This is a genomic window from Exiguobacterium sp. RIT594 (assembly GCF_003339585.1).
Lineage (GTDB): Bacteria > Bacillota > Bacilli > Exiguobacteriales > Exiguobacteriaceae > Exiguobacterium_A.
The window spans coordinates 1,080,943-1,094,112 of record NZ_QPKF01000001.1; the positions used below are offsets into that span (position 1 = coordinate 1,080,943).

General features: G+C 46.8%; 15 protein-coding genes. 4 read left to right on the top strand and 11 right to left on the bottom strand.

Features of this window, described 5'->3' with window-relative positions; genetic code table 11:
- The first annotated feature begins 3 nt into the window (after positions 1–3).
- Complete coding sequence (locus tag DVG79_RS05485; protein ID WP_114595808.1) at positions 4–618, top strand: hypothetical protein; 615 nt, start codon at positions 4–6, stop codon at positions 616–618.
- Positions 619–661: 43 nt separating this feature from the next.
- On the opposite strand, the gene DVG79_RS05490 is transcribed toward DVG79_RS05485, so the two are convergent.
- The 6 genes from DVG79_RS05490 to DVG79_RS05515 all read right to left on the bottom strand — a co-directional run bounded on the left by DVG79_RS05490 (position 662) and on the right by DVG79_RS05515 (position 5,154).
- Positions 662–1,165, bottom strand: coding sequence for a DUF1572 family protein (locus tag DVG79_RS05490; protein ID WP_114595809.1), 504 nt, complete (start codon positions 1,163–1,165; stop codon positions 662–664).
- Between the two features lie 20 nt (positions 1,166–1,185).
- On the bottom strand, positions 1,186–2,364 hold the full coding sequence (locus DVG79_RS05495) for a hypothetical protein (protein WP_114595810.1): 1,179 nt from the start codon (positions 2,362–2,364) through the stop codon (positions 1,186–1,188).
- A gap of 158 nt (positions 2,365–2,522) precedes the next feature.
- Positions 2,523–3,266 (bottom strand): SDR family NAD(P)-dependent oxidoreductase, encoded by a 744-nt coding sequence (locus tag DVG79_RS05500; protein WP_114595811.1) that lies wholly within the window; start codon positions 3,264–3,266, stop codon positions 2,523–2,525.
- 22 nt (positions 3,267–3,288) lie between these two features.
- Positions 3,289–4,083 carry an SDR family NAD(P)-dependent oxidoreductase gene (locus tag DVG79_RS05505; RefSeq protein WP_114595812.1) on the bottom strand — a complete coding sequence of 265 codons (795 nt, stop codon included), beginning with the start codon at positions 4,081–4,083 and terminating at the stop codon, positions 3,289–3,291.
- The gene (locus DVG79_RS05510) at positions 4,080–4,529 is read right to left on the bottom strand and encodes a MarR family winged helix-turn-helix transcriptional regulator (protein WP_114595813.1); all 450 of its coding nucleotides are present in this window, start codon (positions 4,527–4,529) and stop codon (positions 4,080–4,082) included. The genes DVG79_RS05505 and DVG79_RS05510 overlap by 4 nt, the downstream gene beginning before the upstream one ends.
- A gap of 229 nt (positions 4,530–4,758) precedes the next feature.
- Positions 4,759–5,154, bottom strand: a complete 396-nt coding sequence (locus tag DVG79_RS05515) for an OsmC family protein (protein WP_114596558.1) — start codon at positions 5,152–5,154, stop codon at positions 4,759–4,761.
- A 321-nt stretch (positions 5,155–5,475) separates the two neighbouring features.
- On the opposite strand from DVG79_RS05515, the gene DVG79_RS05520 reads away from it, so the two are divergent.
- Both DVG79_RS05520 and DVG79_RS05525 read left to right on the top strand, forming a co-directional pair.
- Positions 5,476–7,221 (top strand): methyl-accepting chemotaxis protein, encoded by a 1,746-nt coding sequence (locus DVG79_RS05520; protein ID WP_114595814.1) that lies wholly within the window; start codon positions 5,476–5,478, stop codon positions 7,219–7,221.
- Between the two features lie 112 nt (positions 7,222–7,333).
- Positions 7,334–7,735: a VOC family protein gene (locus DVG79_RS05525; protein ID WP_114595815.1), complete on the top strand. Its 402-nt coding sequence runs from the start codon at positions 7,334–7,336 to the stop codon at positions 7,733–7,735.
- Between the two features lie 13 nt (positions 7,736–7,748).
- Here DVG79_RS05525 and DVG79_RS05530 read toward each other — a convergent pair whose 3' ends face one another.
- From DVG79_RS05530 to DVG79_RS05545, 4 genes are all read right to left on the bottom strand, one after another.
- On the bottom strand, positions 7,749–8,087 hold the full coding sequence (locus tag DVG79_RS05530) for a DUF1048 domain-containing protein (protein WP_114595816.1): 339 nt from the start codon (positions 8,085–8,087) through the stop codon (positions 7,749–7,751).
- Positions 8,084–8,425, bottom strand: coding sequence for a PadR family transcriptional regulator (locus DVG79_RS05535; RefSeq protein ID WP_114595817.1), 342 nt, complete (start codon positions 8,423–8,425; stop codon positions 8,084–8,086). The genes DVG79_RS05530 and DVG79_RS05535 overlap by 4 nt, the downstream gene beginning before the upstream one ends.
- 169 nt (positions 8,426–8,594) lie before the next feature.
- Positions 8,595–10,028 carry a sucrose-specific PTS transporter subunit IIBC gene (locus tag DVG79_RS05540; RefSeq protein ID WP_114595818.1) on the bottom strand — a complete coding sequence of 478 codons (1,434 nt, stop codon included), beginning with the start codon at positions 10,026–10,028 and terminating at the stop codon, positions 8,595–8,597.
- Positions 10,018–11,670: a glycoside hydrolase family 13 protein gene (locus DVG79_RS05545; RefSeq protein WP_114595819.1), complete on the bottom strand. Its 1,653-nt coding sequence runs from the start codon at positions 11,668–11,670 to the stop codon at positions 10,018–10,020. The genes DVG79_RS05540 and DVG79_RS05545 overlap by 11 nt, the downstream gene beginning before the upstream one ends.
- 119 nt (positions 11,671–11,789) lie before the next feature.
- Here DVG79_RS05545 and DVG79_RS05550 point away from each other — a divergent pair, with 119 nt between their 5' ends.
- Positions 11,790–12,674, top strand: coding sequence for a helix-turn-helix transcriptional regulator (locus DVG79_RS05550; protein WP_114595820.1), 885 nt, complete (start codon positions 11,790–11,792; stop codon positions 12,672–12,674).
- A 110-nt stretch (positions 12,675–12,784) separates the two neighbouring features.
- On the opposite strand, the gene DVG79_RS05555 is transcribed toward DVG79_RS05550, so the two are convergent.
- Positions 12,785–13,150, bottom strand: a complete 366-nt coding sequence (locus tag DVG79_RS05555; RefSeq protein ID WP_114595821.1) for a hypothetical protein — start codon at positions 13,148–13,150, stop codon at positions 12,785–12,787.
- Positions 13,151–13,170: the final 20 nt, after the last annotated feature.

Sequence of the window (13,170 nt, forward strand, 5' to 3'; positions counted from 1 at the left end):
TGGATGTTGAAACAACTGCTTGTCTGTTCACTATCGGCACTTATACTTGCCGGTTGCAGTACGGAAGAAGCCGTGCCGAAAAAAGTCGTCAAACCAATGGAACTGCCATTAGAATTCAAACTCGATACTTCTAAAAATCCATCAGATCCGGACAAAACTGAAGCTGTTTATACTATGACCGGGAAAATCGACAACCCTCTTTACCTGACCGGAATTGAGTATTTTGCATCCGGCGAACAAAAAATCTGGTTTACAGAGACCATCAAACCTGGTCAATATGACGGGGAAAAACTGAAACTCGGGCAAGAGTTCAATACGACAAAAGGCTATCGTTCATACATGTATGACTTAGATGGTCTCATGCAAGAAAAATCAGAGGAATCTGATACTTTAAAGAGATTCATGATGAATGGCGTCGAGTTTCGTGACAAGTCATTTCGACCATCTGAATATGAACTGTTGATGTTTGAGAAATCGACTGTTCAAACATCCATGAGCGGTAAATCCATGGATACCATCCATTCCCCTAAAGGCATTAAACTCAAAAAAGGCGAGCGCGCTTTTACGATTTCGTTATCGACAACTCCGGTCGGCGGATCGAGTGACGATACATTATAAAAACAGACCTGTCTCTTCATAAAAAGAGGCAGGTCTGTTTCGTTCAGTGCCGTTGATGCGGCAAGGGAATCGTCAATGGTTTAAAGTCCGGTCCGAGCAGGATTTTCATCAAAAAAATCAGCTGTCCGGTGTGATAGGCATAATGCGCAAGCTGCCGTTCAATCGCGTCGACGACGAGATGCGGTTCGCCGCGTATTAATACGGTCCGTTCCAGATCGTCCGGTGTCAAGGAAGCAAGCGTTGATTCGACGAGTTGCCAGCTGTCGTTCCACAGTTTCAGCAAGGTCTCTTTATCATGCCCCTGGTCGACAAACTCGGCGTCCCGGTTACGGTCCGGCTTTTCCCCGTCCGTCGTCAAAAAGTCGGTCCAGCGTGACGTCATATTGTTTGTCATATGCTGAATCAACAGTGCCACGCTGTTCGTGTCGGGTGCAAGTGTCTGATGGAACTGTTCCTCATTCAGCCAGCCGAGTGCCTGCTCTGCCGGTTCGCGGACGGCCCGGAACCGTGCTTGAATTGCCGTCAAATACACCTCTTCAAAAGCCATTTTATTTCCTCCCTTTGCTGTTAATCCATCACAAAGTCCACACCATTTGCTCCTTCGACCGGTATCGTCCGTAACGTTTTTAAGTTGTCATCCGTGATAATCAATCGGCCTTTTCCGGAAAATGATGTTTTACTTTCCGTGAAATATGACGTCTTCTTATATGGATTCCGGTAGAGGTAACGGTAATAGTTTCCCTCCTTCCAAAAATCAGGTCGGACCGGTTCAACCCGGAACGCTTGTCCGAACGTCCACTTAACGAGCCGTTGATCCGTATCGTTTTCACCGGTGCCGATGATTTGATAACCGGTCTGTTTGTTGATCATCCGCATCGGTTCCGTCGCCCAGTAGTTGACATCATCCAATACTGAAAATGACTTTTGCTGCATCGTTCCGTCCGTCTTCAGCCGGATCATCACGCCGTCGGTCGTTGCAAAATATGCGGTCTCTTTCGCACCGTATAACGCCGTACAGGCATACGGTTCGTCCGCTTTTCGAATGACGCGTGATTTTCCGGTCGTCTGGTCGAGCAGGACCATTCCGGCCGCCCCTTCTTTATCATCCTCGGTACCGTTGTTGGCATAAGCAATCGTCTGATCCAGTTCAAGAATCGGTGAATCAAAGACCGGCATCAGCCGGTCTTCAATCGGATACCGTTTGTCTGTCCGGACGTTGATCAACTGAATTTTTTCCTTTGGCTTCGAGGCATTCGATTCCAGCCAAACATCTTTCCCGTAATGGGCAACGGATGTGATCGCTGTATTCGGCACCTCATGTTTTGTAAACGTGTCCCGTTTTAAATCATACGTAAAAAAGTGATCGGCTTCGATGCCATCCGGGTGATGCGCATAGATGTGGCGCGGGTCGGTTCCTTTTTGTGACAGCCTCATCCAATAGAAATCCGGGTCAGCAATTGCTTCTGCCTTCAGCTCTTTCCCCGTTTTCGAGAGTGTCGTCATCAATCCCGGTTCTTGCGGATCATCCTGTGTTTCTTTATAACGGTTAATATCGCTTCCATACAGCAGGATGACCTGACCATCTTTTGGTGTAAACGTCATCGTCGTGAGATCCTTCGAAATGACCGGATAGGAAACGGCTTTTGGTTCCTCCGGACGCAATCCGAGATATAAAGCACCTGCACTGACCAAAACGGTCAGGCCCGCCGATCCGTACAGCATTCGTTTTTTCCATGATTGAAGCATGAATATCCACTCATTTCGTTTGTCATTTTCACCTTCCATTGTACCGTTTTTTTTGTAAAAAAATTCTTTAAAAACGGATTTTCATTACCAATTGACCTATTGTTCCATAAAAAAGACACTGTCGGATGGACAGCGTCTTTCATTTCATTTCATTTCAGTTATCTGGCTGTGACGCCACCATCTACCGGAAGACCGATTCCCGAAATATGGCTCGCTTCATCTGTTGCGAGGAAAAGAACAGCGTGCGCGACTTCTTCGGCTTGTCCGACATGGCCAAGCGGAATTACCTGTTCAAAATAGTCTTTATACGCGGCCATCGACGGGGCACTCATCTTCGTCTCGATGTACCCCGGATAGACGGCATTGACCCGGATGTTGTACTTGCCGTAATCGACAGCCGCCGCCCGCGTTACCGCATCGATTGCCCCTTTTGATGCCGTATATCCGCCGGCTCCCGCCATTCCGCTGATGGCAGAAATCGAGGCGATGTTAACGATCGATCCACCCGTTTCCTGCATCAAGTGAATCGCCTGTTGCATCCCGAGCAGAACGCTGTTGACGTTGATGTTAAAAATCCGGGACCAATCGGTTTCATCCTGCTCTAAAAACGGCGTACTTAGTGCAATGCCTGCATTGTTGACCAACACATCCAGTCGATTAAACTCCCGCTTGATCATATCCGTAACATCCTGCCAACTTTCGCGGGAAGAAACGTCGTGGTGTAAGGCATACGCTTGACCGCCTTCAAGCAGAATCTGTTTGACGACAGCACGGACGGCCTCCTCATTAATGTCGGTCGCGACGACGACGGCACCTTCACGCGCCGCCATTAATGCGGTTGCTTCACCCATGCCACTCCCGGCACCGGTAATTAACATGATTTTTTCTGCTAATCGATTCATCTTCATTCACTCCATTTCTGAATTACTGCTGCATTGCTAAAAAATCGGGACTAGTCGGATTGCCGATATAATGTCCACCTTCAATCTGAAGGGTTTGTCCGGTCATGAATTTTGATTCGTCCGACGCGAGATAAACGACGGCATGTCCGATGTCATCGGCTTCGCCGTGATACGGAAGTGCATTATATTTTTCGAAGGTCGCAAGCAGACTTGGACTCATGTTGGCTTTGGCCGCCGGTGTCAAAATCAAACTGGGGGCAATCGCATTACAGCGGATTAAATCCTTCCCGTACTGTGTCGCGATATACTTCGTCAACTGGACGACGGCAGCTTTTGACGTCCCATAGGCAGAACGGATGCTGTCACCCGCAAAAGCCGACATCGAAGCTGTATTGATGATTGATCCGCCACCTGCTTCCTTCATATGTGGAATAGCATATCTTGCACCAAGCAAAACACTTTTGACATTGACGTTCATTAATCGGTCCCATTCCGCCAAGTCCATTGCGACGACATCGAGATCTTTCTGAAGGTTCGTCAGACCGACATTATTGAACAACACGTTAATTTTCCCAAACGACTCGACGGTAAAATCGACAGCATGCTGGATCGATTCAGCTTCAGACGCGTCCAAGAAGACGGCAGAAGCTTGTCGTCCTTGTTTCCGTAACTTAGCCGCTACTTCTTCCGCTCCATCGACGTTATAATCTGCTACGACGACGGCGGCTCCTGCTTCGGCGAGCAAAGTCGCCGCCGATAAGCCGATACCTGACGCACCACCCGTCACCAACGCTACTTTTCCCGCTACTCGATTCATCGTTTCACTCCGTTCTCCCGCTTTGTCCGGATATGGGTCAACAGTTTTTCGTTGATTGCTAAATAAAGCCGAATCTCTTCTTCATCTAACACGTCATACAGTTCAAGATACTGTTGTTTCCCGATAGCCTGAGCTTCACTTAAGATTTGCTCTCCCTGTTGCGTAATCTGCAGCAAGACTTGCCGGCGGTCCTGTTCGTTATAGACCCGTTCGACGAGTTCAAGTTGAATCAGTTTTTTAGCGATGTTCGTCATCGCGCCTCCTGAAAAACCAAGTGTTTCTGCCAACTTCATCTGATTTTGAGGACCTTTCCGTTTCAGCTCACCTAATGTCAGAATCGGCGATATCCCGACATTGTATGGAAAACGGGTATTCCAATCGATGATCGCTTCATTCGTCACGGCTTCCACCGTATGGATCATTTTAAAGAGTTGATCTTGTTCCATTCGTTCGACATCCTTTCTTGTTGCAACGTTTTTTCATCATGCAAAATCTAATCCATTCCTTATCGCATTGAATAATTTAACACTAAACTATTTAGTTGTAAACATTTTTAAAGATCCTTATAATTTCTATTGTCGGGTGATTATGAAACGCAACAAAAAACAGCCATTTCTCGAAGACAGATACGAGTAATGGCTGCCCTTTTGCCTTTCAGCTCATACTGAAGTGATGTTATGCCTTCGTCCAGTTGGCGATAAGCGTCACGCCCGCTGCAGTCAGCGTCGTCGAAATCGGACAACGTACGTCAACGAGGCGTTGCAGTTCCTGGATCCGTTCGTCCGTTTCAGACGTTGTCACTTTGGCATGGACCGTTACACGCTGGAATTGTGTCCGGACGGACGGGTCGCCCATCATGCCCCGTGGATCGATTGATCCCTCGATTTCAAATTCAATTCCGCGCAAATCAAATTGAATTTCCTTTGCGACGAAGTGCGCGACGACATTTTCACATCCGGCGAGGGCGACGAGTAACGTCGCAAGCGGATTTGCCCCGTGATCAGCTCCGCCCATGCTTTCAGGTTCATCAATCCGAATCGTATGGTTTCCTGACTTTCCTTCCGTATACATCCCGTTTGAAACTGCTGTAACTTTTTCAATCACTGCAATCCCCTCCTTTTATCAGTCCTTTTTTCGACGGTTCTTCATTTCATTTCTCTACAATTCCTTTGTTCTGAACTTGTCAAACCTCGTTCCTTTTTGAAGATAATGAAGCTAAACCGTGTATCTTCCCCTGTCACTTGGGGTTCATCCGAATCGTTTAGAAGAGAGCGTCTTCTCGCCTGATTTTGATAAAAAAATCTGCTACTTTATTTGAAATCTATCTAAAAAATAAAAAACGAGACGATAGTATATATATATCACCTAATGAATCCTGCAGGAGGTCCACTCATGACAGAAACACACACACACTCCATCCGTACACGATTATTACTGATTGTCAGTTCCATCCTCATTTTGTTTTTCCTATTCAGCAGTGCTGCCCTTTACTACAACACGAATCAAACTGCCGTCTCGACGCTTAAAAAAACGGCGGAACAGGATGCACAGCGTATCGCCAATACATTTGATACAGCAACGTACACTGATTTTTTGAACAATCCGCGCCCTTCCGAAGATTACGAGAAACTCCGGAAATCGCTTGATACATTACGGAAGCAGAACGGGCTTCTTTACGCCTATACGGCTACTGTCGACCAAAACCAAGTTAAGCTGTTGATTGACGGTCTTCCGGTCGCGGATGCCGCCAAGATTAATGATCCGGCAACAGGAGCCGTCGCGTCTGATATGAAAGAAGTCTTACAAGGTAAAACTCACACGACGGACGTCATAGATGATCCGAAGTACGGTCAATATATCAGTGTTTACGTCCCGCTTAAAAGTGAGACGGGTGAAACCATCGGCATATTAGGTGTCGACATCGCGGCAAAAGACGTCGAGACGTTGACGACGACGCTGTTAAAACAGACGTTGCCGCTGTTTCTCGGTTTACTCGTCTTACTCTTACTGTTGACGCTCGGGTCACTGTATTACATACTCGGTCGAAAATTGAAACCGCTCGAAACACTTCAATCCGTCGCGCAGATGATTGCCGACGGAAAACTTTCGCAAGCCGATCAGACGATGCAACAACTGAAGATTCCGGCAAAAGATGAAATTTACACGCTCGCCCGCTCGATTCAACAGATGAATCAAACACTCCGCCTGATGATCGTCGACATCAAACGGACAACTGCTCTCGTCACGGACACGAGTCAGGCGATTGACGCCGGGACAACGGAAGTCCTCGACGGTTCAACGCAGATTGCCGAGACGATGTCGGAAATTGCGACCGGTACCGAAAGTCAGACGCATACGACACTCGCCTTGACGGATGAGATGAGCGGCTTCTCCTCGCTCGTTCAAAAGACGACCGACGACAGTCAGCACATCGAACAGACGGTCGAGACGATGCGCGTTGCAACGCGCGACGGACAAACGCAGATGAAACAATCCGTCACCCGGATGAACATGATTCATTCGCACGTCGTCGAAGCAACGGAGCAGGTCCGTCAACTGAAACAACAGTCCACCGACATTCAAGCGCTTGTGACAATCATCCGCGACATCGCGGCGCAGACGAACTTACTGGCCCTCAATGCCGCCATCGAAGCGGCGCGTGCCGGCGAACAAGGCAAAGGATTTGCCGTCGTCGCAACCGAAGTGAAAAAGTTATCCACACATGTCGCGAGCAGCGTCGATCAGATTGCGGCAATCGTTCAGAATATCACCGGGAATTCGACGCAAATGGAAGTCCGGTTCGCTGAGACGTTACAGGAGACGGTCTCCGGTCAACAGGAGATTCAAGCGACGGACGGCTCGTTCACCCAAATCGCGGAACAGGTCGGGACAGTCGCGTCGTCCGCTGCCGGGATGCGGCAACAAATGCTTGACGTCGCCAGAACGGAAGCCCGGATCCGCAATGCCCTGACGGAAATTGCCGCCGTCGCCGAAGAACATACGGCGGGCAACGAAGAAGTTGCGGCGGCGTCCGAGCAGATGATTGCGACGATCACCGGACTGCATGTCCTAGTCGAGACATTAAACGAAACATCTTCTTATTTAACAGATCAGACAGAGAAATTCGATCTGACGTAATCAACAAGCGTCCGTCTCCCATGAAGGAAACGGACGCTTGTTTATGATAAAATTTGGTTTGATATTGCTGTAGACTACATACGATCCGCACCACCTGAAAGGATGATTGACGATGAAACAAATCCATCACCTCTGTATTCAAACGACCGACTACACCGCGTCGAAAACATTTTATGAACAACTGGGATTCGAACTGGTCCAGGAATCCCCTGATTTCCACACCCGTGCTTTTAACAGTTGGCTGAAGCTCGGTGACTTTTACATCGAACTGCAGACGAACAAAGTTGACGAGACATTGACGCCTTATACGAAACATACGTCCGGTCCCGTTCATTTCGCTTTGTACGTCGATGATCTGCAGGCAGATGTCGCACGGCTCGAACAACTCGGCATGCCGTTTTTGCCGAAACACGGCGGTAACATCTACTTCGTCGTCGACGGTCACCTCAGTAAGTTAAAAGCACCGGAAGGAACGATCATCGAGTTGCGGGATACGTGGACGATCAACGGCTGAGGCATTTTCCGTGTTACTTATGATTGATCGATTCATTTAATTTGGTACGATATCGATCATTCCAGGAAGGTTCGCCCTTGATGAGATCGTCACAGAACGCGGCGACATCCGGTCCCGTGATCTCTGTGACGGTTTTGCCTTCTGCTGCCCCCATCTCAAACAAGTCGAGTAATCCCTCAAAAATGCGACGAGTCGACGGCCAATCAACCGGTCCTCCGGCAATCGCCAGATACTTCTGAATCGCACGATAGGCATGGAGATAGTCGGCAGGTAAAGTTTTCACGCGACGCTCCATCGCGCGGTAGTGCCGTTTATCCTCTAAGTTACCTATGATTTTTTCAACGATACTCATACTCGTTCTCCTTTCGGTTGACTCATTTTCAGCTCTGTCAGCTTGCTTGAAACGAAGCGCCAACGCTCCCAGAACGAAGCCAGCCGCGCTTGACCGGCAGCATTCAAAGTATAAAACTTCCGTGGCGGTCCTTGTGTCGATGGTTTTTTGACGGTATCGACGAGTTGATTTTTTTCAAGCCGCATCGTGATCGTGTAGACCGTTCCTTCCACGACATCCGTAAAGCCCAACTCACGTAACTGTCTTGTGATTTCATATCCGTACGTCTCTTCCCGGCTGATGATTTCGAGCACACATCCTTCGAGCACGCCTTTCAACATTTCTGTGATGTCTTCCACGGCATTCCCTCCACTTCAGTACTCTGTACTACTATCTACAAGTATATAGTAATACTTACTAGTGAGTATGTCAAACGTCCATTCCGAAGAAAAACACATATTCAAGTAAGAGATTGGGAAATTAATTCCCGCCCCTACTTCAATATGTGTTCTTAATTCATACCGCTGATTACTGATCAACTCGATTAAAGCGTTTGGATTTTGCGAATACCAATGTCAGGATAAAGGAAACGATGACGGATAATAGGACGGCAATTAAAAAATCGATGATACTACCGGGTTTCATCGTGACGAAGCCTGTGATTCCGGCAGGACCGGGCGCGACATTCAAGATTTTTGTAAATGCCGCGTAGGCTCCACCTACCGCTGACCCTAACATCGCCGCATAAAATGGATACTTCAAACGAAGATTGACACCGAACATAGCGGGCTCCGTAATCCCGAGCAGCGCGGATAATCCGGATGAAACGCCGATACTTTTTAATTTCGAATCGCGTGTCGTTAGCATCGCAGCAAATGTTGCGCCGCCTTGCGCTACGTTATTACAGGCGACCAGTGCCAGTAAAAAGGATCCGCCACCTGCAATCAGCTGGATATCAACCGGTAACAAACTATGATGCATACCGGTCAATGTCAACGGAGCTAAAAAGAGTCCGAAAATCGCACCACCGACGAATCCTAACGTGTCGTACATCCAAACGAGGCTTTCGGCAAGGACGTTCCCCGCACTCCGCATCACACCTCCTACAAAGACAAACGTCAAGACGGCCGTAATGAACACTGACAACAACGGAGTCAGCAAATTATCGAGCGCAGACGGCATGACTCTGCGAATCCGTTTTTCTGTAAAGGCTAATACGAAAGACGAGGCTAGGACAGGTAAGACCGTTCCCTGGTAGCCCACTTTCTCAATTTCAAACCCGAATATGTTCCACGCCGGAACGGTCTGATCAATGACTGCCTGACCGTATCCATAAGCGTTCAGCAAGTCCGGATGCACCATGATCATCCCGATGACGGCTCCCAGGTAGGGATTCCCACCAAAAATCCGTGTCGCCGAGAAGCCGATTAATATCGGTAAGAAGACAAACGCCGCATTGGCGAAGAGATTGATCATGCTCGCCAAATCAGCAATTCCGGGATACAGATCAATCAAAGATTTTCCGCTGATGAACAGACCCTGAGATGTCAGGACATTGTTGATTCCCATCAGTAAACCGGCTGCGACAAGCGCCGGAATGACCGGAACGAAGATGTCCGACAATAATTTAATCAAACGCTGAAAGCGATTCATTTTTTGATCAGCATCTTTTTTTACATCCTTTTTATTCGAAGTCTCGATGCCCGCAAGTTGGATGAATTCCCGGTAAACTTCGTCGACCGTACCGGCTCCGATAATGACTTGGAATTGTCCGCCACTTAAAAATTGACCTTTGACTAAATCGATTTCCTCTAATACTTTCGTGTCGACGCGCTTGTCATCCTGGAGGACAAGGCGCAGCCGTGTCGCACAGTGCGAGGCACTGATGACATTATCCGGGCCGCCAATCGCTTCCAGAATTTCTTCTGCTACCACGTCGTATGTATTTTGCTTAATCTTCATTCCCTGATTCTCCTCTTTTCTCAAGATACATGATGGCTTCATACGGACGCAGATACACGTCTTCCAGTTCAACGGAAGAATCTTTATAATTGCTACTCAAAATGATCCGTTTTTCCGCTCCCGGAAAGACGATTGAGACGGGTTGTTCATAAAAGTTACAGACGACGACCAGTGTCTTGCCTTGAAAATGACGCTCGTATGCAAAGACTTGTTCATGTTGTTCAAGAATCAATCTAAAGGATCCATACACAAGGACGTCATGTTTTTTCCGAAGGGCAATCAATGCCTGGTAATGATAAAAGATGGAGTCCGGATCATGTAGTGCCTGCTCGACGTTGATATCCTCATGATTTTCGTTGAGTTTCATCCATGGTGTCGCGTCTGAAAAACCGGCATGCCGGTCCCGATTCCACTGCATCGGCGTCCGTGCATTGTCTCTCGCCTTTAATCGGATGGCTGCCATCGTTTGTTCATGACTGAACCCTTTTTTAATCCGTTCACGGTATATGTTTTGTGTTTCGATATCTTTATAATCCGCGAGGGAGGCATAAGCCGCATTCGTCATCCCAATCTCTTCCCCTTGATAAATATAAGGGGTACCCTGCATGCCGTGTAAAAGTGTTGCCAACATTTTCGCTGATTCCACTCGAAATTCCTGATCGTTCCCCCATCTGGAAACGATCCGCGGCAAGTCGTGATTATTCCAAAATAAACTGTTCCATCCGTTAGAATGAAGAGCTGTTTGCCATGTATTCAAAACACGCTTCAACTCTGTTAATACGAGCGGTTGTACATCCCAACGTTGTTTTCCGGGGATTTTATCCAATTGAAGATGCTCGAACTGAAATACCATACTCAATTCCTGCCGTTCCGGATCAGAGTAAAGGGGTGCATTTTCTGGCGTTGCCCCCCACGTCTCACCGACCGTCAATAAATCATGGCTTCCAAATGTATGCTCGTACATCTCTTGTAAGTACGGATGAAGCATGGGTCCGTTTTCCTTGATTTGATGGTCCGGATCTTTACCAATCAAATCGATGACGTCCATTCGGAATCCACTCACCCCTTTATCAATCCAAAAATTCATCATGTCATAGATATCATGACGTAACTTTTGATTCGACCAGTTTAAATCAGGTTGTGCGTCGCTGTAGAAATGTAAGTAGTACTGATCCGTTTCAGCATGCCATTTCCATGCCGCCCCACCAAAGTTAGACTGCAACTCATTCGGAACCCCTCCCTTTATAGGATCGCGCCATATATAATAATCGCGGAACGGATTATCTTTTGCCTGCAATGCTTGTTGGAACCAGTGGTGCTGATCGGACGTATGATTGACGACCAAATCCATGATCAGTCGGATACCACGATTTTTACATGCCTCAATCAGCTGTTCAAAATCTTCCATCGTGCCATATTCAGGCGAAATCGAATAGTAATCACTAATATCATATCCGTTATCGATTTGAGGCGATTGATAGACAGGACATAACCAGATCACATCTGCTCCTAATCTTTTGATGTAATCTAACTTCTGGATAACACCCTTTAAATCGCCTATACTTGTATCTGGACGACCAGCTTTAAAACTTTTTGGATAAATTTGATAAATCACACTTGTGTGCCACCATTTTTTAATCATTTCTTTTCACACCCCTTGTTGAAAACCCTTACAAGAAGTAGTGTAGCCGTTTTTGAAAGCAATATTCTTGTACAAAAATGAATAATAAATAGCACATTTTTGACAAAGGAGAAATTAGGATGCATCTTCAGCAAGAGTTGCGCGAGACTTCAATTCATGGGACATTGGATTTTCCGTTACATATTTACAGTAAACAAAAACCGAATGGTTATCATGTCGGTTTTCATTGGCATAAAGAGATTGAACTAATTTTTGTCGAGGCGGGCGAACTGGTTCTTGCCCTTGATTCGGAGGTCCATCTTTTACAGGCGGGGGATATCGCACTGATCAATGCCGAGGATTTACATCAATTATCAGCGTCCGGTTCGTCTTTTCATCACGCAATCGTTTTTCACCCGAAGATGTTTGGCTTTGATTATCCGGATGCCATCCAAACACATTACATCCGACCCTTGATTTCAAACAAAGTCCGCTTTCGTTCCGTACACGAACTGCCTAACGCAGTTCGTCTTCAACTACGGACGTACATTCAAGAAATCATTCAGCACTACGAGGAAGCGAATCAATTAAAGTTATTCCATGTCAAAACGATTCTTTTCCAACTTCTTTATGTGCTGTTTAAAGAGGATGTGTTTGAGCCGGTTCAACCTGAAATGAAGCGGAAACAAGCAAACATTCAAAAAATCCTGACGTATATCACGGAACAGTATGCCACTAAAATCACGATGGAGGATTTAGCAGGAATCGTCCAAATGAACACTTCCTATTTTTCACGGTATTTTAAAAGCGTGATTGGGGTTTCACCGCTCCATTATTTGAATCAGTATCGGTGTGAACAAGCTGCCATCTTGTTACGCGAGACCGATTATCTTGTCCTTGATATCGCATTGATGACCGGATTTGACCATTTCAGCTACTTCATTAAAAAGTTTAAACAAGTCAAACAAATGACACCTTCTGAATTTAGAAAAGCGCATGCTGCTTTTTCCTCCCATCGCGTTTGAATTCAAGTAAATTTTTCATTCAGATGCACTAACAGCAAGGCAACAAAAAATGCTTATACCGATTTAGCGTTCCGGCATAAGCATTTTTTGATAACTCATGATGATTCCTTTCATTTGATTCCCAAATTCTCGAGATACGTCGTTTTTGCCTTGTCGAGTTGATCGGACACCGTCTTTATATCCGTCACCCGCACGTACCGGTCACCCTGCTTTTGGTAAACACTTTTTTTATCTCCCTGCAGAGGTGCATCATAGTACAGTTCAATCCAGTCCCCATCGTCACTCACCTCGATACCGGTCTCTTTCCGCTCGATGGGTGCCTCGTTCTGACGAATAAGTTCTTCGTTTTCCAGTTTAATCACGGTCTCGATGGATTCATTAAATTTCTTTTTATAGTCAGGCGCCGGTGGTTCCCGGAATAGATAAAAAATCAGTATGGCACCGAGACCGGCAACCAGCATCTTCCGAAAATCCATCTGATCCCTCCTTTGACAGT